17 protein-coding genes are annotated in these 20,644 nt (G+C 71.9%); 9 read left to right on the top strand and 8 right to left on the bottom strand.

Annotated features, from left to right (window positions below; translation table 11 throughout):
• Nucleotides 1-47 precede the first annotated feature (47 nt).
• From VLJ82_RS17950 to galE, 7 genes are all read right to left on the bottom strand, one after another.
• A complete protein-coding gene (locus VLJ82_RS17950; protein WP_408664734.1) occupies nucleotides 48-2,057 on the bottom strand; it encodes a beta-galactosidase in 2,010 nt (669 codons plus the stop codon).
• A 14-nt stretch (nucleotides 2,058-2,071) separates the two neighbouring features.
• The gene (locus VLJ82_RS17945) at nucleotides 2,072-3,415 is read right to left on the bottom strand and encodes a glycoside hydrolase family 36 protein (protein WP_408664728.1); all 1,344 of its coding nucleotides are present in this window, start codon (nucleotides 3,413-3,415) and stop codon (nucleotides 2,072-2,074) included.
• Between the two features lie 43 nt (nucleotides 3,416-3,458).
• Nucleotides 3,459-4,358, bottom strand: coding sequence for a carbohydrate ABC transporter permease (locus tag VLJ82_RS17940; RefSeq protein WP_408664727.1), 900 nt, complete (start codon nucleotides 4,356-4,358; stop codon nucleotides 3,459-3,461).
• Nucleotides 4,355-5,320, bottom strand: a complete 966-nt coding sequence (locus VLJ82_RS17935) for a carbohydrate ABC transporter permease (RefSeq protein WP_408664726.1) — start codon at nucleotides 5,318-5,320, stop codon at nucleotides 4,355-4,357. The genes VLJ82_RS17940 and VLJ82_RS17935 overlap by 4 nt, the downstream gene beginning before the upstream one ends.
• A gap of 2 nt (nucleotides 5,321-5,322) precedes the next feature.
• Nucleotides 5,323-6,648, bottom strand: coding sequence for an ABC transporter substrate-binding protein (locus VLJ82_RS17930; RefSeq protein WP_408664725.1), 1,326 nt, complete (start codon nucleotides 6,646-6,648; stop codon nucleotides 5,323-5,325).
• 161 nt (nucleotides 6,649-6,809) lie between these two features.
• On the bottom strand, nucleotides 6,810-7,946 hold the full coding sequence (gene galK / locus VLJ82_RS17925; RefSeq protein WP_408664724.1) for a galactokinase: 1,137 nt from the start codon (nucleotides 7,944-7,946) through the stop codon (nucleotides 6,810-6,812).
• Complete coding sequence (gene galE, locus VLJ82_RS17920; RefSeq protein WP_408664723.1) at nucleotides 7,939-8,919, bottom strand: UDP-glucose 4-epimerase GalE; 981 nt, start codon at nucleotides 8,917-8,919, stop codon at nucleotides 7,939-7,941. The genes galK and galE overlap by 8 nt, the downstream gene beginning before the upstream one ends.
• Before the next feature lie 150 nt (nucleotides 8,920-9,069).
• Between galE and VLJ82_RS17915 the strand changes: the two genes are divergently transcribed.
• The 5 genes from VLJ82_RS17915 to VLJ82_RS17895 all read left to right on the top strand — a co-directional run bounded on the left by VLJ82_RS17915 (nucleotide 9,070) and on the right by VLJ82_RS17895 (nucleotide 14,717).
• Entirely contained in the window at nucleotides 9,070-10,395 is a 1,326-nt protein-coding gene (locus VLJ82_RS17915) for a hemolysin family protein (protein WP_408664722.1), read from the top strand.
• Nucleotides 10,396-10,591: 196 nt separating this feature from the next.
• The gene (locus tag VLJ82_RS17910; RefSeq protein ID WP_408664721.1) at nucleotides 10,592-11,971 is read left to right on the top strand and encodes a lytic transglycosylase domain-containing protein; all 1,380 of its coding nucleotides are present in this window, start codon (nucleotides 10,592-10,594) and stop codon (nucleotides 11,969-11,971) included.
• Nucleotides 11,972-12,071: 100 nt separating this feature from the next.
• Nucleotides 12,072-13,085: a tryptophan--tRNA ligase gene (gene trpS, locus VLJ82_RS17905; protein ID WP_408664720.1), complete on the top strand. Its 1,014-nt coding sequence runs from the start codon at nucleotides 12,072-12,074 to the stop codon at nucleotides 13,083-13,085.
• An 8-nt stretch (nucleotides 13,086-13,093) separates the two neighbouring features.
• Nucleotides 13,094-13,618 carry a 2'-5' RNA ligase family protein gene (locus VLJ82_RS17900; RefSeq protein WP_408664719.1) on the top strand — a complete coding sequence of 175 codons (525 nt, stop codon included), beginning with the start codon at nucleotides 13,094-13,096 and terminating at the stop codon, nucleotides 13,616-13,618.
• Nucleotides 13,619-13,622: 4 nt separating this feature from the next.
• Nucleotides 13,623-14,717: a YhjD/YihY/BrkB family envelope integrity protein gene (locus VLJ82_RS17895; protein ID WP_408664718.1), complete on the top strand. Its 1,095-nt coding sequence runs from the start codon at nucleotides 13,623-13,625 to the stop codon at nucleotides 14,715-14,717.
• Here VLJ82_RS17895 and VLJ82_RS17890 read toward each other — a convergent pair.
• The gene (locus VLJ82_RS17890; RefSeq protein ID WP_408664717.1) at nucleotides 14,626-15,918 is read right to left on the bottom strand and encodes a D-alanyl-D-alanine carboxypeptidase family protein; all 1,293 of its coding nucleotides are present in this window, start codon (nucleotides 15,916-15,918) and stop codon (nucleotides 14,626-14,628) included. The two genes, VLJ82_RS17895 and VLJ82_RS17890, sit on opposite strands and share 92 nt — an antisense overlap.
• An 87-nt stretch (nucleotides 15,919-16,005) precedes the next feature.
• On the opposite strand from VLJ82_RS17890, the gene VLJ82_RS17885 reads away from it, so the two are divergent.
• The 4 genes from VLJ82_RS17885 (at nucleotide 16,006) to VLJ82_RS17870 (ending at nucleotide 20,607) form a co-directional block, all read left to right on the top strand.
• Nucleotides 16,006-16,260, top strand: coding sequence for an SCO4848 family membrane protein (locus VLJ82_RS17885; RefSeq protein WP_408664716.1), 255 nt, complete (start codon nucleotides 16,006-16,008; stop codon nucleotides 16,258-16,260).
• Nucleotides 16,261-16,276: 16 nt separating this feature from the next.
• Nucleotides 16,277-17,779 carry a glycerol kinase GlpK gene (glpK, locus tag VLJ82_RS17880; protein WP_408664715.1) on the top strand — a complete coding sequence of 501 codons (1,503 nt, stop codon included), beginning with the start codon at nucleotides 16,277-16,279 and terminating at the stop codon, nucleotides 17,777-17,779.
• A 33-nt stretch (nucleotides 17,780-17,812) separates the two neighbouring features.
• The gene (locus VLJ82_RS17875) at nucleotides 17,813-19,525 is read left to right on the top strand and encodes a glycerol-3-phosphate dehydrogenase/oxidase (RefSeq protein WP_408664714.1); all 1,713 of its coding nucleotides are present in this window, start codon (nucleotides 17,813-17,815) and stop codon (nucleotides 19,523-19,525) included.
• A gap of 167 nt (nucleotides 19,526-19,692) precedes the next feature.
• Nucleotides 19,693-20,607 (top strand): hypothetical protein, encoded by a 915-nt coding sequence (locus VLJ82_RS17870; RefSeq protein WP_408664713.1) that lies wholly within the window; start codon nucleotides 19,693-19,695, stop codon nucleotides 20,605-20,607.
• Nucleotides 20,608-20,644: the final 37 nt, after the last annotated feature.

The following is a 20,644-nucleotide window of genomic DNA, read 5'->3' as shown; positions in this document are numbered from 1 at the left end:
CGCGCGGGCACCGGCCGGCCGCGGGGCGGAGCAGCCCGGCCCGGCAGTCACCCGCGCACCACCCGCACCCCACCGGGCGGCACCAGCAGCGTCCCCTCGACCGGCGACCCGGTGATCAGCTCGGTGCCGGCCAGCCCGACCGGTACCGGTTCGCCGGTGTGGTTGACGACGAAGGTGTAGCTGGTGGTGCCGGCTCGCCGGCGCACCACCTCCACCCGGGGTGGCAGGCCCGCGACCAGCGGTTCGACGCCGGCCTCGGCCAGCACCCGGGCCAGCACGTCGTCCAGGTGGCGGTCGGCCAGCGTCGTCCCGAGATACCAGGCCGATCCCGGACCGGGACCGACCGGGTTGCGGGTGATCGCCGGCGACCCGGCCACCGGCCCCGCGGCGTAGGCCGCCACCACCTCGGCGCCCTCGGTCCGGCCGAGCTCGGACCAGATCCGGCCGTTGCCGTAGCCGGTCAGGGGCACCGATTCAGCTGTCAGCAACGGGAAGAACTCCTCGATCCGGATGCCCAGCAGCTCGCGCAGCAGCCCCGGATAACCCCCTGTCACAATGTGGTCGGCCGGGTCGACGATGCCGGAGAAGTAGGTCACCAGCACCGTGCCGCCGGCTTCGGCGAAGCCGGCCAGCGCCCGCGCGTGCTCGGCCGACAGCAGGTACAGCTGCGGTACCAGCAGCACCCGGTAGCCGGTGAACGGACCCGAGACGGGCACGAAGTCGCAGCGCACCCCCGACCGCCACAACACCGAGTACAGCTGCCGGGTGCTCGCCATCGGGTCGACGTCGACCGAGGGGTGCGAGTCCAGCCCCGCGGCCCAGCGCGACGGCCAGTCGTGCACGATCGCCACCTCGGCGGGCTCCACGACGCTGCCGGCCAGCTCGCCGAGCCGGCCCAGCACCGCCCCGAGCTCGGTCACCTCGCGCCAGCGCAGCGAGTCGCGCCCGGCGTGCGGCAACAGCGCGGAGTGGAACTTCTCGGCACCGGCCGTCGAGGCGCGCCACTGGAAGAACAGCGCGCCGTCCGAGCCGCGCGCCACGTGCTGCAGTGAGTTGCGCAGCATCTCGCCGGGTGCCTTGGCCCGGTTGCGGGGCTGCCAGTTCACCGCCGAGCTGGAGTGCTCCATCAGCAGCCACGGTTGGCCGCTGGCCAGGCCGCGCACCAGGTCCGCCGACATCGCCAGCTCCTCGGCGGGGTCGGCGTCCGCGGCGATGAGGTAGTGGTCGTTGGAGACCAGGTCCAGCTCCGGTGCCCACCGGAAGTAGTCCAGCGGGGCGAAGAACGACATGAAGTTGGTGGTCACCGGCTGGCGGGAATGGGCTCGCAGGATCGCCGCGTCGGCGCGGAAGCAGTCCAGCAGCTCGTCGGAGGAGAACCGCCGGAAGTCCAGTTGCTGACCGGGATTGACCCAGGTGCCCGACCGGCGCGGCGGCAGGATCTCGGCCCAGTCGGAGTAGCGCTGGGACCAGAAGGCGGTGCCCCAGGCGGCGTTCAGCTCGTCCAGGCTGGCGTAGCGGCGGCGCAGCCAGTCCCGGAACGCCGCCGCCGAGACGTCGCAGTAGCAGTAGGCGTTGTGGCAGCCGTACTCGTTGGAGACGTGCCACAGCACCACCGCCGGGTGCTCGCCGTAGCGCCGGACGACGGCCTCGGTCAGCGCGCCGGCTGCCCGCCGGAAATCCGGGCTGGACGGGCAGAACGCCTGCCGGGAGCCGTAGCTGAGCCGTACTCCGTCCTCGGTGACCGGCAGCGACTGCGGGTAGCGGGAGGAGAACCACGGCGGCGGCGAGGCGGTGGCGTTGGCCAGGTCCACCCGGATGCCGGCCGAATGCAGCAGGTCCAGCACCCGATCCAGCCACCCGAAGTCGAACTCGCCCTCGACCGGTTCCAGCAGCGCCCAGCTGAACACCGCCACAGTGACCAGGTTCACCCCGGCCTCCCGCATCAGCACGACGTCTTCGGCCCACACCGGTTCCGGCCACTGTTCGGGGTTGTAGTCCCCGCCGAAGGCCAGCGCGGGGCGGCCGGTGTCGGTGAGCCGCCCGGTGAACCGCTGCATGCCCGACTCGGGCGTCATGCGGCAGCCACCAGGGGTGTCGGGCCGGGTGCGCTGCCCAGCAGCGCGCGGGTCCGCTCCAGGCCCCACTCGTCCAGGTCCGCGATCCGGTCCGAGGACCCCCGCAGGCCGCCGACCCGGGCGATGCAGTCAGCCAGCGCCTCGCGGTTTTCCACCTCGGGTCGCACGATCAGGCAGTCCGGGTCGTTGACCCAGAACCGTCCGTGCTGCCAGGCCCGGCCCGTGCTGGTCACGATGGCCGACCGCCCGCCCGGCTTGCTGAGGTCGCCGCCCGCCGGCTCGAAGTGCGGCGCGGTGTCCGGGCCGACCCGCATCGCGTCGACCAATCCGACGCTCGGCAGGATCGGCGCGCCGCAGCCGAGCAGGTAGGCATCGCCGAGTGCCTGCCGGATCTCCCGCAGGCCCTGGCGGTAGGCGGCCACCGGCGATAGCTCGGAGTGCCGTTCGCCGTCCAGCGCGCCGGCGAACAGGAAGTCGGCCTTGAAGAAGTCGAACCCCAGGTCGAGGAAGTGCGCGAACACCTCGGCGAGATAGGCCTGGACGCCGGGATGGGTGGTGTCCAGGCCGAAGTTGTCCTGGTTCCAGTTGGAGGTGGCCAGCACCGGCCCGTCCGCGTCGCTGACCAGCCAGTCGGGATGCTCGGCCGCCAGCCGGGACCGGGCGCCGGCCAGGAACGGCGCGATCCAGATGCCGGCGCGCCGGCCGGTGTCGGTGATCCGGGCCACCATCTCGGCGAGGGAGTCGAAGCGGTCGCTGAGGCTGAGCCAGTCGCCGATCTCGCTCTGGTAGCCGTCGTCGAGCTGGATGACCTCGACCGGCAGGTCCAGCTCCGCGATGGCGGCGATGTTCTCGGTCATGTCGGCCTGGGTCACGCCGGTGAAGTAGTGATACCAGGAACACCACAGCGTCGGTGCGGCCCGGGGCGGCGGCACCGACCCGGCGAAGCGGTCGCCGAAGGCGGCCAGCGCGGCAGGGATGCCTGCCTCGGCCGGATGGTCGGTGACCAGCACCTCGCCGTCCGCCCAGACCGCCACCTCGTCGCCGATGTGCCTGGCCGTGATCCGGGGCACCGCGTCGGCGGCGCTGCCGGCGCCGATCACCACGATCCGGCTGCCCGTGCCGGGGTCCAGCGCCAGCAGGCCTTCGCCGCTGAAGTTTCCCGGATCGGGCATCGGGCGGGTGCCGCCGTAACCGCCGCGGTAGTTCAGGGCGCTCGCCGCCCGGGCCGGCTGTTCAGCCACCGAATAGCTCTGCGACGGCGACCAGGACTGCCAGCCCTCCTCGTAGATCCGGGCGTGCCGGGACGACACCTCGAGGGTGAGAACATGCTGCTGGTCCACGGGTCACTCCTCCTCGGCACGGCTCGGTCGAACGGGGGCCTGCTCAGCCCTTGCTCGCACCGAGGGTCAGCCCGGCGATGAACTGCCGTTGCAACAGCAGGTACACCACCAGGGTCGGGATCACCGTGATGGTGGCCCCGGCGGCGATCAGGTTGTAGTTGGACAGGAAATCGCCCTGCAGGTTCTTCACCCCGGTGGTGATCGGCAGCCGGTCCCCGCTCTGGATGAACAGCAGCGGCCAGAAGAAGTCGTTGTAGATCCAGATGACTTCCAGGGTGCCCAGGGCTGCCAGCGCCGGCCGGCACAGCGGGAGCACGATGGCCCAGTACTGGCGCCAGACGCTGGCACCATCCACCAGCGCGGCCTCGGTGAGGTCCTCGGGCAGCGCCTTCATGTAGTTGGACAGCACGAAGGTGCAGAACCCCACCTGGAAGGCGACGTCGACCGCGATCACCCCGTAGTAGGTGTTGAGCAGGCTGCCCGAGTCGCTGATCGAGTACGGCAGCGCGGTGTGCTTGAACATCGTGTAGAGCGGCGCGGCCAGCACCTGTGGGGGCAACAGGTTGCCGGCGGTGAACATGATCAGCAGGGTGACGTTGAACCGCCACCGGAACCGGCTCACCGCGAAGGCCATCATCGAGGCCAGCGCGATGGTCAGCAGCACCGAGGGCACCGTGATGATCAGGGAGTTCACGAAGTACGTCTGCAGCCCGGCCTGCCGCCAGGCGGTGCTGAAGTTCTCGAAGTCGAAACTGCCCCGGACGCTCCAGTAGCCGTGCTCGTCGATGGCCGACTTGGGACGCAGCGAGGTGAACACCGTCCACAGCAGCGGGACCAGCCACAGCACCGACATGGCGATCAGGAACAGGTGGGTGCCGTAGTGCCGCCGGCCGGGATGCTGGGAACGGATCGGGTCGGCCGTGGTCAGGGACGGCGCGCTCACTGGTCGACCTTCCGGAACGTCCGGATCAGGTAGAACACGATCGGGACCAGCGAGATCAGCAGCAGCAGGACGGCCAGGGCGGAACCGACACCGATGACCTGGCCCTCGCCGACCAGGTTCTGGATCACCAGGGCGCTGATCAGCTCCAGGCCGTTGGTGCCGCGGTTGATCACGTAGACGATGTCGAAGGCACGCAGCGCCTCGATGATCGTGATCACCACGACCACGATGTTGATGGGGCGCATCGCCGGGAACACCACCCGGAAGAACGCCTGGGACGCCGAGGCGCCGTCGATGGCGGCCGCCTCCTTCAGCGACGGGTCGATGCCCTTGAGCCCGGCCAGGTACAGCACCATGATGTAGCCGGCATGCCGCCAGGTCGCGGCCACCAGCGCGGCCCACAGGTTGACGCTGGAGTCGCCGAACCAGTCCACCGCGTGCGAGGTCCCCGCCGTTCCCAGCAGGTTGTTCACCAGGCCGTCGTCGCGCTGGTACATCAGCTGCCAGATGATCCCGATCAGCACCAGCGACAGCATCACCGGGGTGAAGAAGATGCTCTGGTAGATCCGGCTGCCGCGGATGCGCTGGTCCAGCAGCACGGCCAGCAGCAGCCCGAGCGGGGTGGCGACCACCCCGAGGAACAGCAACCAGATGATGTTGTGCTGCACCGCGGGCCAGAACGGCGGGTAGTCCTGCGTGACGTAGGTGTAGTTGGTCAGCCCGGCGGAGCGGATGTCGGACAGCGACAGGCCGTTCCACCGGGTGAAGGACAGCCCCACCGACAGCAGCGTCGGGATCCAGATCAGCAGCGCTTGCAGCAGGGTCGGCACCGCGACCATGGTGGCGAGCACCCACTTGTCGGCACCGGACAGCCGGCGGACCCGGCGGGCGCCCCGGGCCACCGCCGGGGCCGGTGGCTGGTCCGGCCGGGCCGGTGCGGCGACCAGCGGCAGGTCGGTCATGGCTACTGCGCCGCGTACAGCTGCTTGGCCTGGGTCTCCAGGCCACGGGTGTCGATGCTGCCGCTCTTGAGGAAACCCTGCAGGGCCGGCAGCACGACGTTGTTGGCCATCGCGGGCAGCGCGTCCCGGTCGAGGAACTGGCTGATGTGCTTGGCGTCGGCGATCGCCTTGGCGCACTTGGAGTTCAGCGGGCTGAACTTCGAGGTGTCGGCGCCCTTGGCGGTCTGCAGGTTCGAGGTGTCGACGGAGGCGTAGGCGTCCTGACCCTCGGCGGTGCCCATGAAGGCCAGCAGGTCCTTGGCGGCCTGGTTGTTGGCGGCCTTCTTGGTGAGCATCAGGCCGTCGATCGGTGCCTCGATGGAGTCCTTGCCCTCCACCGCGATGCTGGGGAACGGGAAGAAGTCGATGTCGTCCAGGACCGCCTTGTCGGTGAACTGCTGGGTGACGAACGAGCCCAGCAGGTACATGCCGGTCTTCTTCCTGCCGAGCGCGGTGGCCGCCTCCTGCCAGGTCGCGCCGAGGGCAGCCGGGTCCTGGTAGGGCAGCAGCGCCTTCCAGTTGTCGAAGACGTCCTTGACCTTCTGCTGGTCCCAGGATTCCTTGTGGGCGCACAGGTCGACGTGGAACTGGTAGCCGTTGGTGCGCATGTTGATGTAGTCGAAGGTGCCCATCGCCGGCCAGCCGTCCTTGTCGGCGAAGCCGATCGGGATCAGGCCGTCCTTCTTCATCCGGGCGCACAGGGCCGTGAGATCGTCGAAGGTGTCGGGGACGGAGTAGCCCTTGGCCTGCCAGACGCTCTTGCGGTAGAAGAAACCCCACGGATAGTTGTAGTTCGGCACGAAGTACTTCTTGCCGTCGTCCCCGGTCGAGGCCTGGGCGAGGGCATCGGAGAAGTTGCCGCCGATCTTTTCCCAGACGTCGTCGATCGGCGCGGCCAGCCCCTTGCCGGCGTAGAACCGCATCCGGTAGCCGGCGAACCAGGTGAAGACGTCGTCCGGGCTGCCGTTGAGGTAGGAGTTGATGTTGTTCTGGAAGTCGTTGTGCGGAACGGTGTTGACCTTCACCGTGTCGCCCGACTGCTTGCTGAACGCGTCGAAGACCGCCTGGTAGGCCCGCTTGGGGACGTCGTCGGAGCTGCCGGAGCCGACCGAGACGGTCTTGGACCCCGAGCCACCGCCGGAGGACGGTTTGCTGCCCCCGGTGCAGGCCGCCAGCAGAGGGCCGATCGCGATGCCGGCGGTGCCGAGTCCGAGCCCCTTGAGCAACGTTCGCCGGGTCGGGCCTGCCTCGTCGGGGCCGGATGTGGACAGGGGCGGGGTCGGCACCATGGCTTCCTCCTGGTCGAGGGCGTGCGGGCTGACCTGTGGCCCAGCTCACACTGGTACCCGTCATTCAGCGGAACCGAGCGCCGGCTGTCAAGCCCACCGTGGCAGGGCAACGGCAAACTTGTTCAGGGTGCGCCGGTTTCGAGACGTCCGGCGGCGGGGTCTCAGCCCAGCCGGTGGACGCCGGCCGCCGCCGTCACCGGAAAGCCCACCGGTTCGGCGTACCCGCGGCCGGCGAAGGCCGCCTGTACCGCCAGCGCGCCGGCCCGGGCCTGGGCCGGTTCCATCAGCGCGATCACGCACCCGCCGAAGCCGCCGCCGGTCATCCGGGCGCCGGCGGCGCCGAAGGCGAGCAGCACCTCCACCGCCAGGTCGACCTCGGGGACGGTGATCTCGAAGTCGTCGCGCATGCTCTCGTGCGAGGCGGTCAGCAACGGCCCGATCCGGCGGAGCTGGCCGGTCCGCAGCAGGTCGGCGCAGGCCAGCGTCCGGTCGTTCTCGGTGATCACGTGCCGGGCCCGCTTGCGCAGCGTCTCGTCCGGCAGCCGGTCCAGCGCCTCGGGCAGCCCCTCCAGGTCCACGTCGCGCAGCGCCGGCACCCCGAGCAGCCGGGCCGCCTCCTCGCAGGCCGCCCGGCGCTCGCCGTAGGAACCGTCGGTGAGCTGGTGCGGCGCCCGGGTGTCGATCACCAGCAGGCTCAGCCCGGCGGCGTCCAGGTCGAAGGGCACCGGCTCGACGGCCAGCGTGCGCATGTCGCACAGCAGCACCCGGTCGCGCTCGGCGAAGACCGAGGCGAGCTGGTCCATGCCGCCGGTCGGGGCGCCGACGAAGTCGTTCTCGGCCTGCCGGGCCAGCGCCACCAGCTCCGACCGGTCCAGGCCCAGCGCGAGCTGGTCGTCCAGGGCCGCGGCCACCGAGCACTCCAGTGCGGCCGAGGAGGACAGCCCCGCCCCGAGCGGCACGTCGCCGTCCAGGCTGATCGACAGCCCCGGCAGCCGGTGGCCGCGCTCGGCGATCGCCCAGGCCACCCCGGCGGCGTAGCCGGCCCAGGCGTCCGCACCGGTCAGCCTGCCTGGCCGCAGCTCGGCCAGCGCGATCTCGACCGGCGCCTCCTGCTGGGCCGAGACCACTTCCAGCACCGGCTCCGACAGCGGCGAGACGGTGGCGGTGCAGCCGTACGGAATGGCCAGCGGCAGGCAGAAACCGTCGTTGTAGTCGGTGTGCTCGCCGATCAGGTTCACCCGGCCGGGCGCCCGCCAGCTGGACTCGACCGGCATCGGCGGCATCGGCGGGCTAGCCATCGGGCTGCCCGGAGAAGAACTCCCAGGCGTCGGCGACCATCTCGTCCAGGCCCCGGGTCGGCCGCCAGCCCAGCTCGGCGGCTGCCCTGGCGTTGGAGGCGATCAGCACCGCCGGGTCGCCGGGACGGTTCGCCGCGTCCACCGCCGGTGTCGGGCGTCCGGTGATCCGTCGGACAGAAGCAATTACCTCGCGCACCGACGAGCCCGATCCCGAGCCGAGGTTGCAGATCAGGTGCTCGCCGGCTGGCTCGCCGTGCGCCCGGTCCAGCGCCCGCAGGTGGGCGTCGGCCAGGTCGAGCACGTGGATGTAGTCGCGGACGGCGGTGCCGTCCGGGGTCGGGTAGCGCACGCCGTTGACCTGCAGCTCCGGTCGCCGGCCGGCCGCCACCTGCAGCGCGATCGGGATCAGGTGGGTCTCGCGGGCGTGCCGCTCGCCGAGCGAGCCCTGCGCGGTGATCCGGGCACCGGCGACGTTGAAGTAGCGCAGGCTGACCGCGGAGAACCCGTACGCCTGCGCGTAGCTGGTGAGCAGGTGGTCCACCGCGAGCTTGCTGGCGCCGTAGGGGTTGGTGGGCCGGGTGGGGGCGGACTCCGGGATCGGTACCGCCTCGGGCTCGCCGTAGGTGGCGGCGGTGGAGGAGAAGACGATGGTGCGCGGGCCGTGCCGGCGCATCGACTCCAGCAGCGCCAGGCTGCCCACGGTGTTGTTCTGCCAGTACAGCTCCGGCGCGACCACCGACTCGGGCACCAGGGACTTGGCCGCGAAGTGCAGCACCGCCTCGAAGCCGCCGGAGGCCAGCACCGGGCCGGCCTCGGTCACGCCGGCCCGCACGAACTCCGCCCCGGCCGGCACCGCGTCGGCATGTCCGGTGGACAGGTCGTCGAGCACCGTGACCTGGTGGCCGGCGCCGAGCAGCTCGGCGGCGACCACGCTTCCGATGTAGCCGGCCCCGCCGGTCACGAGTACGCGCATGGTGGCGGCGGTGGGTCTCCGTCCTGGAGTTCGCAGGCGGCAGGTCTCCTACGTCCGAGCCGTCCCGGCATTCGACCCTACACTCGGTGCAAACGCCGGGCGAGACACCAAGCAGCTCGCCGGAGGAGACAGCCGAGGAGCGGGACGGCCATGAACGGCACCGTGCTCAATGTCTGCATCGTGCTGGCACTGATCATGGTCGAAGGCCTGTTCGTGGGGGCCGAGATCGCGCTGGTGTCGCTGCGCGAGGGGCAGGCCCGGGCGATGGCCGAGTCCCGCGGCCGGCGCGGCCAGGCGGTGGCCCGGCTGCTGGCCGACCCGAACCGGTTCCTGGCCGCCGTGCAGATCGGCGTCACCTCGACCGCGCTGCTGTCGTCGGCCTTCGGCGCGGTGACGCTGTCGGAGTCGGCCAAGGACGCGCTGGTCCGGCACGGGGTGGGCGACACGCTGGCCGGGGTGATCGGGATCGTCGGGGTCACCCTGCTGATCTCGTTCGTCACCCTGATTGTCGGCGAGCTGGCGCCCAAGCGGCTCGGCCTGCAGCGGCCCGAGGGCGCCGCGTTGCTGTTCGGACCCACCCTGGACCGGATCGCGAGGCTGTTCCGGCCGCTGATCTGGCTGCTGTCGAGGTCCACCGACCTGGTGGTCCGGGTGCTGGGCGGCGATCCGCATGCCGGCCGCGACAGCATCAGTGAGGAGGAGCTGCGCGGGCTGGTGGCCGCCCACGAGTCGCTGACCACCGACGAGCGGCGGCTGATCGACGACGTCTTCGCCGCCGGCGAGCGCTCGGTCAGCGAGGTGATGATCTCGCGCACCGAGGTGGTCTTCCTGGAGGCCGGCCTGACCGTCAGCCGGGCCGTCAAGCAGGCCGGCGAGTCACCGCACTCCCGCTACCCGGTGATCGGGCAGAGCAGCGACGACGTGCTCGGCTTCGTCCACATCCGGGACCTGATCATGGGTGCCCCGGGGGTGGACATCTCGGCCGACCGGTCGCTGGTGGTCGGCGACATGGTGCGCGAGGTCAAGGTGCTGCCCGGTTCGAAGAAGGTGCTGTCCGCGCTCAGCGAGATGCGCCGGGAGGGCCACCACCTGGCGATCGTGGTCGACGAGTACGGCGGCACCGACGGCATCGTGACGCTGGAGGACCTGATCGAGGAGATCATCGGCGACATCCGAGACGAGTACGACTCCGAGGAGTCGGCGTCCCGCCGGCTGACCGGGGGCATCGTCGAGGTGGACGGCCGGTGCAACCTCGACGAGTTCGCTGAGTACGCCGGCTTCGAACTGCCGGACGGTCCGTACGAGACGGCCGGCGGCTTCCTGATGGCCCGGCTCGGCAAGCTGCCCCAGGTCGGCGACCGGGTCGAGATCTCCGGACACGTGGTCGAGGTGCTCGAGATCGAGGGCCGGCGGGCCTCTCGGCTGCGGGTCCAGCCGTTGCCCGAGCCCGAGAACGCCGCGGTGGCAACCGGCTGAGCGGAGGGCTTCCGGCTGACCGGGGTGGCTGCCGTTGAGCGGTGGCAGCGGGGCTGAGCTGTGCGCCAGCTGTAAATGTGCCGGTTCCCGAAGTTTCTCGCCCCAGATCTGGTGATGCGGAGGTGGCCGGCCGATGATAGGAACGGTTAGGCTGAGCCAGCAGCGCCGTTAATGCCCGTATTGAGGAAATTTTTCTGTGTTCCAGCCGCGATACGCTCCCCGCCGGGCGCGTCTGACCCTGCCCGTCACCCGCACCGTCACCAGCGCGGCCGTGCTGGCTGCCCTCGCCCTGGTCTGCGGACCGGCGCTGGAGCAGACCGGGGAGCCGGCCGCGGCGGCCGCGGCAGGCGTCCGGACCGCCGGCCCGGCCGGCAGCAGCAGCGTCGCGGCCACCGAGCCCGCCACCAGCTGGGACGGCGTGCTGGCTATCCGGCCGTCCCGGATCGTCAAGGCGCCGGCCGCCGGCACCGCCGACGTGGCGCTGGTCGAGGCGGCCCCGGCCGGCCCGCCCGGTGAGGTCGGGGCGCTCGGCATCCCGCTGATGGTGCTGCGCGCCTACCACCTGGCCGCCGACCAGCTCGGCGTGGAGCAGCCGTCCTGCAAGCTGCCCTGGTGGCTGCTGGCCGGCATCGGGCACACCGAGTCCGGGCACGCCGAATCCGGCCGGCTGACCGCCGACGGCACCACCCGCGGCAAGATCCTGGGACCGCGGCTGAACGGCGGCATCCCCGGCGACGCGATCATCACCGACACCGACCACGGCAGCATGGACGGCGATACGGTCTATGACCGGGCGGTCGGCCCGATGCAGTTCATCCCCTCCACCTGGGTGCACTGGAAGGCCGACGGCAACGCCGACGGCAAGTCCGACCCCAGCAACATCTTCGACGCCACCCTGGCCGCTGGCCGCTACCTGTGCGCCGACGGCCGGGACCTGTCCACCGAGGCGGGCCTGCAGGCGGCGGTGCTCAGCTACAACCACTCGGCGCCCTACCTGGCGACCGTGCTGGCCTGGGGCGAGGCCTACCGCGACGGCGCTTCGGCGGTGCCGGACAGCCCGCTGCCGGTGGTCAGCGACGTGACCAAGGTGCGGCCGCCGCGCTCGGCCCGGCCGCCCAAGCACGCCAGCTTGCCCAGCACCTCGCCGAGCGGCACGCCGAGCTCGCAGGCGCCGTCCTCGCATCCCGGCCCGTCGGAGTCGGCCAGTGCGTCGGAGAGCTCCTCGGCCAGCAGCAGTGCCACCGCGACGGCCAGCCCGAGCTGCTCGCCGACCAGCCCGGCGCCGACCGACTCGGCGTCCAGCAGCGTCGTGGTGCAGCCGGCGACCGGCCAGGCACACACCCCCGGCACCGCCACCAGCAGCCCCACCGGCTCGGCCACCGCCGACGGATCGCTGGCCGGCAGCGGATCAGCCAGCAGCTCGGCCACCGGTGACGGCTCGCCCACCGCGACGCCGAGCGGCACGGTCAGCACCAGCCGGCCGCAGTCGGCCACCGCCCAGGCGGTCACCGGCCAGTCCACTCCGGAGGAGTCCAGCTCGGCAAGCTCGAGCGCCCCGGCCAGCTGCGCCCCGTGACCCGGGGCACCCCGGCCGAGCGCCGGGTAGCGCCGCCGCCGTGACCCAAGGCGCTGGCCGAGCACCGGCCGGCGCCGCCGAAGTGGAATGATTCCCTTTCGTGAGCAACAAACCTCGGGTGCTGTCCGGAATCCAGCCGACCGGTGAGTCCATGCAGCTGGGCAACTACCTCGGCGCCGTGCAGAACTGGGTGCAGATGCAGGACGGCTACGACGCCTACTACTGCGTGGTGGACCTGCACGCGATCACCCTGGAGCCGCCGGAGCCCGAGGCGCTGCGGCAGCGGACCCGGATCGTGGCCGCCCAGTTGCTGGCCGCGGGCCTGGACCCGGACCGGTGCGCGCTGTTCGTCCAGTCCCACCTTCCCGAGCATCCGCAGCTGTCCTGGGTGCTGGAGTGCCTGACCGGCTTCGGCGAGGCCAGCCGGATGACCCAGTTCAAGGACAAGTCGACCCGGGCCGGCGCCGACCGGCAGGGGGTGGGGCTGTTCACCTACCCGATCCTGCAGGCCGCCGACATCCTGCTCTACCAGGCTGACCAGGTGCCGATCGGCGAGGACCAGCGCCAGCACCTGGAGCTGACCCGCAACCTCGCCCAGCGGTTCAACGCCCGCTACGGCGATACCTTCGTGGTGCCCGAGGCCTTCATCCCGAAGGCCGCGGCCAAGATCCTGGACCTGCAGGACCCGACCGCGAAGATGTCGAAGTCCCGGCCGGACGCCGGCACCATCTACCTGTCCGACCCGGCGTCGGTGATCACCCGCAAGATCAAGCGGGCGGTCACCGACACCGACGGCGAGGTCCGCTACGACCCCGAGGGCAAGCCCGGGCTGTCCAACCTGCTGGCCATCCACGCCGCGCTCACCGGCGCCAGCGTCGAGGCGGTGGCCAAGGAGTTCAGCGGCCAGGGCTACGGGGCGCTCAAGGGCGCGGTGGCCGAGGCGGTGGTCGCTTTCGCCGAGCCGTTCGCCGCCCGCAGCCAGGAGCTGCTGGACGACCCGGCCGAGCTGGACCGGATCCTGGCCCGGGGCGCCGAACGGGCCCGGGCGGTCGCATCGGTCACGGTGGCCGACGCCTACGCCAAGGTCGGCTTCCTGCCGGCTGCCGTAGGCTGAGTCCCCAAATGGGAAGCCCACTGACGGTAGGGGTCGCGCTGGCGATACCGGATCCGCACGCCGCCGTGCTGGCCGGCTGGCGCCGCCGCATCGGTGACCCCGAGGCAGGCAAGATCCCGCCGCACGTGACCCTGCTGCCGCCGACCGAGATCGACGCCGACCAGTTCGACGTGGTGGACAAGCACCTGCTCGAGGCGTCGGCCACGGTGCTGCCGTTCACCATGAAGCTGTCCGGCACCGGCTCGTTCCGGCCGCTGTCGCAGGTGGTCTTCGTCCAGGTCGCCGCCGGGGGTGCCCAGTGCAAGCTGCTCGAGCAGGCGGTGCGCCGTGACCCGATCGTGCGCGAGCTGGAGTTTCCCTACCACCCGCACGTGACGGTGGGCCACGACGTCGCCGACGAGCACCTGGACCGGGCGTACGAGGGGCTGCGCGACTTCGTCGCCCAGTTCCGGGTCGAGGCGTTCACCCTGTACGCCCAGGACTCCGACGGCAGCTGGCACCCGCACCGCGAGTACCCGCTGACCGGCTGCTAGCACCATGCCGGCCCCGGCCAAGGCAGGACGGCTGCGGGCCGCCGTCACCCGGCGCTGGCAGGCGATCCAGCAGTCCCGTCCGGGCATCGCCCACCTGGTGGCCGGCTACCGGCACTACCAGGCCAACCACGGCAACGACCTGGCCGCCGCCATCACCTACTTCAGCTTCCTGTCGCTGTTCCCGCTGGTGCTGCTCGGGGTGTCGGTCACCGCGTTCGTGCTGGCGTCCCGGTCGGACCTGCAGGACCGGCTGTTCGGCAACATCGCCGCGAACCTGCCGGGCGGTTTCGGCGAGACGGTGCAGCAGGCGATCCAGGTCGCCATCGACAAGCGGGCCGGGGTGGGCGTGCTGGGCCTGGCTGGCGTGGTGCTGGCGGGTCTCGGCTGGATCTCCAACCTGCGCACCGCGGTCGACACGGTGTGGGGGCTGCCGGTCCGCAAGCGCTCGTTCCTGGCCGGCAAGGCGGCCGACGCCCTGGTGCTGGTCGGGCTCGGCATCGGCGTGGTGATCTCGGTCGGGCTCACGGCCGGCGGCACCGCGGCCAGCGGCCTGGTGCTGCGTGCCCTCGGGCTGCAGGACGTGACCGGTGCCGGCACGCTGACCTGGCTGCTGGGGATCCTGCTCGGCATCGCCGGCAGCATGATGGTCTTCGGCTGGGTGATGATCCGGCTGCCCGGCGTCCGGGTGCCCCGCCAGGTCGCCGTCCGGGTCAGCCTGCTGGCCGCGGTGGGCTTCGAGGTGTTGAAGCTGGTCGGGACCTTCTACATCGCCCGGACCGCCAGCTCGCCGGCGGCGGCCGCGATCGGCCCGGTGGTGGGCGTGCTGGTCTGGATCTACCTGGTGTCGCGTTACCTGCTGTTCTGCGTGGCCTGGGCGGCGACCGCCGGTCCGGCGGGCCCGGTGGCGGCCAGTACCGCCGCGCTGCTGGCCGACCGCGCGGACCAGCCCGTTCCGGACCGCCGGCCCTCGTCCGGGATCTCCCCGGCGGCGGTGGCGGCCGGCCTGCTCAGCGCGGGGGCCGCCCTGGGCGCCGGATCGCTCGCCGCCCTGCAGCGGTGGCGTTCGCGAGCCACAGCGCGCCGGCGATCAGCGCGCTGATCGGCAGCAGCGCGTCGAGCGACCAGCGCAGCCCGCTGTGCGGCCGGGCCAGCTGGGCCAGCACCTTCAGGTCAGAGGCCGCGGCCGGTGGCTCGCCGGCGGCCAGCGGTTCACCGGCAGTTGCCGGCTGGCCGGCCGGGACGGGCCCGGCCAGCATGCCCACCGGCTGCACGTCGGGCGCGAGCGCGTAGCCCCAGTCCAGCAAGGCCCCGGCCTGCTGGTACTGGTCCGCCGGTTGCCGCTCGTCGCGCAGCAGCACCACGCCCAGCCGGCGGCCGTGCCGGCTGGCGGCGGCCAGGTAGGTGTGCCGGGCGGCGTCGGTGTAGCCGGACTTGACCACCAGGGCGCCGGGCACCGAGGTGAGGAAGTTCAGCGACTGGTTGTCGAACTGGTACGGGCCCACCCGGCCGTACCGGCTGGCCCGCGGCGGGAAGGCGGCGCTGGGCAGCCGGTCGTAGGCGACCAGCCGGGGCTGGTTGACGAACGCCCGCAGCACCAGCGCCATGTCGTAGGCCGAGGTCAGCTGCTGCCAGCCGTCCAGGCCGGACGGGGTCTGCACCACGGTGTCGTAGGCGCCCAGCCGGGCGGCCTCGGCGTTCATCCCGGCCACCGTGCGGGCCACCCCGCCGCTGGCCTCGGACAGCGCGATGGCCGCGTCGTTGGCCGAGATCAGGAAGAGCGCGGCGAACAGCTGGTCCACCGAGTACCGCGCCCCGGCCAGCAACCCGATCGCCGAGCCCTCGGCGGTGGCTGCCGCCGGCGAGACCGTCACCACCCGCCGGCCGGGCAGCTGCGGTGCAATGCTGAGCGCGGTGAGCACCTTGAGGATGCTGGCCGGCTGGTACCTGCCGTGCGGGTCGCGGGCGGCCAGCACCGCCCCGGAGTCCAGGTCGACGAGGATCCAGCCGTGCGCCCGGATGCCGCGGGGCAGCTTCGGCGCGCCGGGCGGGGCGACCAGGCCCCGGCTGGCCAGGTGCTCACCGCCGGGTACCGCGCCGTCCGGCGACCAGCCGCCGGCCGGCGGATGCGGGTCCGGAGCGCTGGGGGAGCGACCGGCCGAGGTGGGCCTCGGGGCGCTCGGCGAGGCGACCGGCGTAGCGCTCGACGTGCCCGGCAGGCAGCTCAGCCAGACGACGGTCGCGAGCGCCAGCCCGGCCGCCCGGCGGCGCTGCACCAGCCCCCGCACCGGCTGTGTCTGCACCGGCACAGGCTAACCGGCCTGGCCCGGCCCCGGTCAACGCCGGGCCGGGCCCGTCGTCCGGCGGCGGCCGGTCGGGATAATGGCGGCATGCGGCTGACCAGGCGGACATCGGGGTTCCTGATCGGCTTCGGCGTCTGGTCCTGGATCATCTGGCCGACGTTCCTGAAGAACATCTGGGCCGACGACCGGTCCTGGCGGCACGGGCCAACCGGCTTCTTCACCGTGCACCTGCTGCTGACCGCGGTGTCGCTGGCACTGGGCACCGCCATCGGCTGGCTCGGCGTCCTGGGCTGGCGGGCTGCCAAGGCCAGCGCCGCCCGGCAGGTCGCCGGGCACTCCTAGAAGGGACTCGGGCCGGATGGCCGACTTCGTCGCAGCGATCGACCAGGGCACCACCAGCACCCGGTGCATGATCTTCGACCACGGTGGCACCGAGCGGGCCCGGCACCAGCTCGAGCACGCCCAGATCCTGCCCCGGCCCGGCTGGGTGGAGCACGACCCGGTCGAGATCTGGCAGCGCAGCAGGGACGTCCTCGACGCCGCGCTGACCGGTGCCGGGCTCGGCGCGGGCGACATCGCGGCGCTGGGCATCACCAACCAGCGCGAGACCGCGGTGGTGTGGAACCGCCGCACCGGGCGGCCGTACTACAACGCCATCGTCTGGCAGGACACCCGCACCGACCGGATCGCCGCCACGCTGGACCGCGACGGCCGGGGCGAGGTGATCCGGGCCCGGACCGGCCTGCCGCCGGCCACCTACTTCTCGGCCGCCAAGGTGCAGTGGATCCTCGAGCACGTCGACGGGGTGCGCGCGGCGGCCGAGGCCGGCGAGGCGGTGTTCGGCACCGTCGACAGCTGGCTGCTGTGGAACCTGACCGGCGGCGCGCTCGTCACCGACGTCACCAACGCCAGCCGGACGATGCTGATGGACCTGGACAGCCTCGACTGGGACGCCGAGCTGCTGTCCTTCTTCGGCATCCCGGCCACCATGCTGCCCGAGATCCGCCCGTCGGCCGATCCCGCCGGCTACGGCGAGGTGGCGCTGGCGGGCCCGGCGGCCGGGGTCGCGCTGACCGGCGCGCTCGGCGACCAGCAGGCCGCCACCGTCGGGCAGGTGTGCTTCGCGCCCGGGGAGGCCAAGAACACCTACGGCACCGGCAACTTCCTGCTGCTCAACACCGGCACCGAGCGGGTGAGGAGCGAGCACGGCCTGCTCACCACGGTGTGCTACCAGTTCGGCGGCGACCGCCCGGTGTACGCGCTGGAGGGCTCGATCGCGGTGACCGGCTCGGCGGTACAGTGGCTGCGCGACCAGCTCGGCATCATCTCCTCGGCGGCCGAGGTCGAGTCGCTGGCGGCGCGGGTGGACGACACTGGCGGGGCGTACTTCGTCCCCGCCTTCTCCGGATTGTTCGCCCCGTACTGGCGATCCGACGCCCGCGGCGCGGTGGTGGGGCTGTCGCGCTACTCCACCGGCGCCCACCTGGCCCGAGCTACCCTGGAAGCGATCTGCTACCAGAGCCGCGACGTCATCGAGGCGATGGCTGCCGATTCCGGGGTGAACCTGGACGTGCTGAGGGTGGACGGCGGCGTGACCGCCAACAGCCTGTGCATGCAATTGCAGGCCGACATCCTCGGGGTGCCGGTCAGCCGCCCGGTGGTCGCCGAGACCACCGCGCTGGGCGCTGCGTACGCGGCGGGACTTGCGGTCGGATTCTGGAAGGACACCGATGAACTCAGGGCGAACTGGAACGAGGCCGAGCGCTGGTCGCCGGCCTGGAGCGACCAGCAGCGCCAGGAGGGCTACGCCGGCTGGCGCAAGGCGATCGAGCGCACCCTGGACTGGGTGGACCTGGGCTGAGCCCGCTCTCCCGGCGCCGACCGGCAGCGGCCGATGACCTTCCGGGCCCTGTCGCCGGCCGCCCGCAGCGCCGCCCTGACCGCCATGCGGACGGCACCCGAGCTGGACGTGCTGATCGTCGGCGGTGGCGTGGTGGGCGCCGGCGCGGCGCTGGACGCGGTGACCCGGGGGCTGTCCACGGCCATCGTGGAGGCCCGGGACTGGGCCAGCGGCACCTCCAGCCGGTCCAGCAAGCTGGTGCACGGCGGGCTGCGCTACCTGGAGATGCTCGACTTCGGCCTGGTCCGCGAGGCGCTGCACGAGCGCGGGCTGCTGATCCAGCACATCGCGCCGCACCTGATCCGTCCGGTGCCGTTCCTGTACCCGCTGACCCACCGGCTGTGGGAACGTCCCTACGTCGGGGCCGGCGTGCTGCTCTACGACACCCTGGGCACCGCTGCCGGCAGCGCCCGCGGGCTGCCGCACCACCGGCACCTGAGCCGGCGCCGGGCGTTGCGGGAGGCGCCATGCCTGGCGCCGGACTCGCTCACCGGTGCCGTGCAGTACTGGGACGCCCAGGTCGACGACGCCCGGCACACCATGATGGTGGTGCGCACCGCGGTGTCCTTCGGCGCGCTGGCGGCCAACCGCACCCGGGTAGTGGGCTTCCGCCGCGAGGCCGGCCGGGTGACCGGCGCCCGGCTGGTGGACCTGGAGACCGGCACCCGGTTCGAGGTGCGGGCCAAGCAGGTCATCAACGCCACCGGGGTCTGGACCGACGAGACCCAGGCGCTGGCCGACGCCCGGGGCCAGTTCCACGTCCGGGCGTCGAAGGGGGTGCACCTGGTGGTGCCGCGGGACCGGCTGCAGTCGGCCACCGGCATCATCCTGCGCACCGAGACCAGCGTGCTGTTCGTGATCCCGTGGGGCCGGCACTGGATCATCGGCACCACCGACACCGACTGGAACCTCGACCTGGCGCACCCGGCGGCCAGCGCCCGCGACATCGACTACCTGCTCGAGCAGGTGAACTCGGTGCTGTCCGCGCCGTTGAGCCGGGCCGACGTGGAGGGCGTCTACGCGGGCCTTCGGCCGTTGCTGTCGGGGGAGTCCGACCTGACCTCGAAGCTGTCCCGCGAGCATGTGGTGGGGCATCCGGTGCCGGGCCTGGTGGTGGTGGCCGGCGGCAAGTACACCACCTACCGGGTGATGGCCCGGGATGCGGTGGACGAGGCGGTCCGGGCGATGGACGCGCCGGTGCCGGGCTCGGTCACCGACCGCATCCCGCTGGCCGGCGCCGAGGGCTGGCAGGGGGTGCGCAACCAGCGCCACCAGCTGGCCGCCCGGTCCGGACTGCACGTGGTGCGCATCGACCACCTGCTCGGCCGGTACGGCAGCCTGGTGCACGAGGTGCTGGACCTGATCGCCGCCGACCCCTCGCTGGCCGAACCGCTGCCCGGTGCTGACGATTACCTGCGCGCCGAGGTGGTGTACGCGGTGACCCATGAGGGCGCCCGGCACCTGGACGACGTGCTGGCCCGGCGCACCCGGGCCTCGATCGAGGCGTGGGACCGGGGGGTGGCGGCAGCGCCCGTGGTGGCCGAGCTGATGGCCCCGTACCTCGGTTGGGATGCTGCGCACGTCGCGACCGAGGTGGAGCACTACCTGGCCCGGGTGGCCGCCGAGCGCGAGTCCCAGGAGCAGCCGGACGACGCCACCGCCGACGCCGCCCGGCTCGGTGCCCCGGACATCGTCCCGCTCCACTAGTCCGGTCCGTCCGGGCGGGCCTGGTCACGTTCGAGCGTGCCTGTTTTGCTCGAGCGTGCCTGGATTTTGATCGCCAGGGCGTTCGAAATTCAGTCACGCTCGCAATCCCTGTCCACAAAGTGCGGCTGAGGCCGTACGCGCTCGGGTAGGGCTACCAGACTGCACGAATGCTTACCGGATCCGCGCAGCGTGCGGAGTCGCTGCGGAACGACCGATCGGTGACGACCGTGCCAGACCTCCTCCGCAGGGGTGCGACTCGGTCACGCGTCTCGGCCAACCTCGCCGCGAAGCGCTGGCAGCGGCTCGGCCGAGCGATCGTGCTGCATGCCGGACCGTTGACCAGGCACGAGCGGTGGCATGTGGCACTGGTCAATTGCGGCCGCCGGGGCATGCTCACCTCGTTCACCGCGATGGAGTTCGCGGGACTCCAGGGCTGGGAACGCCCTGATATTCATGTGCTGATACCGCATGGCATGGCCGGGCGACCGGTTGCCGGGTTCCCGGTGATGCTGCACTACAGCTCGGGTTGGCCGGTCCGTCGGTGGCGGCAGTACCGCTGCCAGGAACTCGCCGGCGCGTTGCTCCGCGCGGCGGGCAGTTGCGACCAGGTGCGCTCTGCATGCGGACTGCTCGCGGCGGGGGTCCAACAGCGGCTGGTCGGTCCCGACCGCATCGCCGACGAACTCCTGGCAGTGCCCAACCTGCGGCACCGCGCTGCGCTCCGAAGCGCCATTGCAGACATTGCCGGCGGGGCCGACGCGCTCAGTGAGATCGACTTTCTCCAACTGTGCCGTCGACATCGATTGCCTCGGCCGGAACAGCAGAAACTACGCAGGGACCACACCGGACGCAGACGTTACCTGGATGCCACGTGGCACGTAGCGACGGTCGTCTGGTTGTCGTCGAGGTGGACGAAGCGCTCCACCTGCACGTCCGCCCGATGGTGGGACGACCAGCTCCGGCAGAACGAACTGTCGCTGGCGGATGCTCTGGTGCTGCGGTTTCCCAGTGTTGTCGTGCGTGAAGCGCCGGAATTGGTAGCGCGGCAGCTCCGGCAGGCGTTGCTGTTGGATCGATCATGACTGTGTTTTGCACGCCTGGGCGTGCAAAACACAGTCA

Source organism: Jatrophihabitans sp., from assembly GCF_035474675.1.
In the GTDB taxonomy this organism is placed as follows: Bacteria; Actinomycetota; Actinomycetes; order Mycobacteriales; family Jatrophihabitantaceae; genus Jatrophihabitans_A.
The sequence above is the reverse complement of the archived record's forward strand: the minus strand, read 5'-3'. Positions and strand labels throughout refer to the sequence as shown.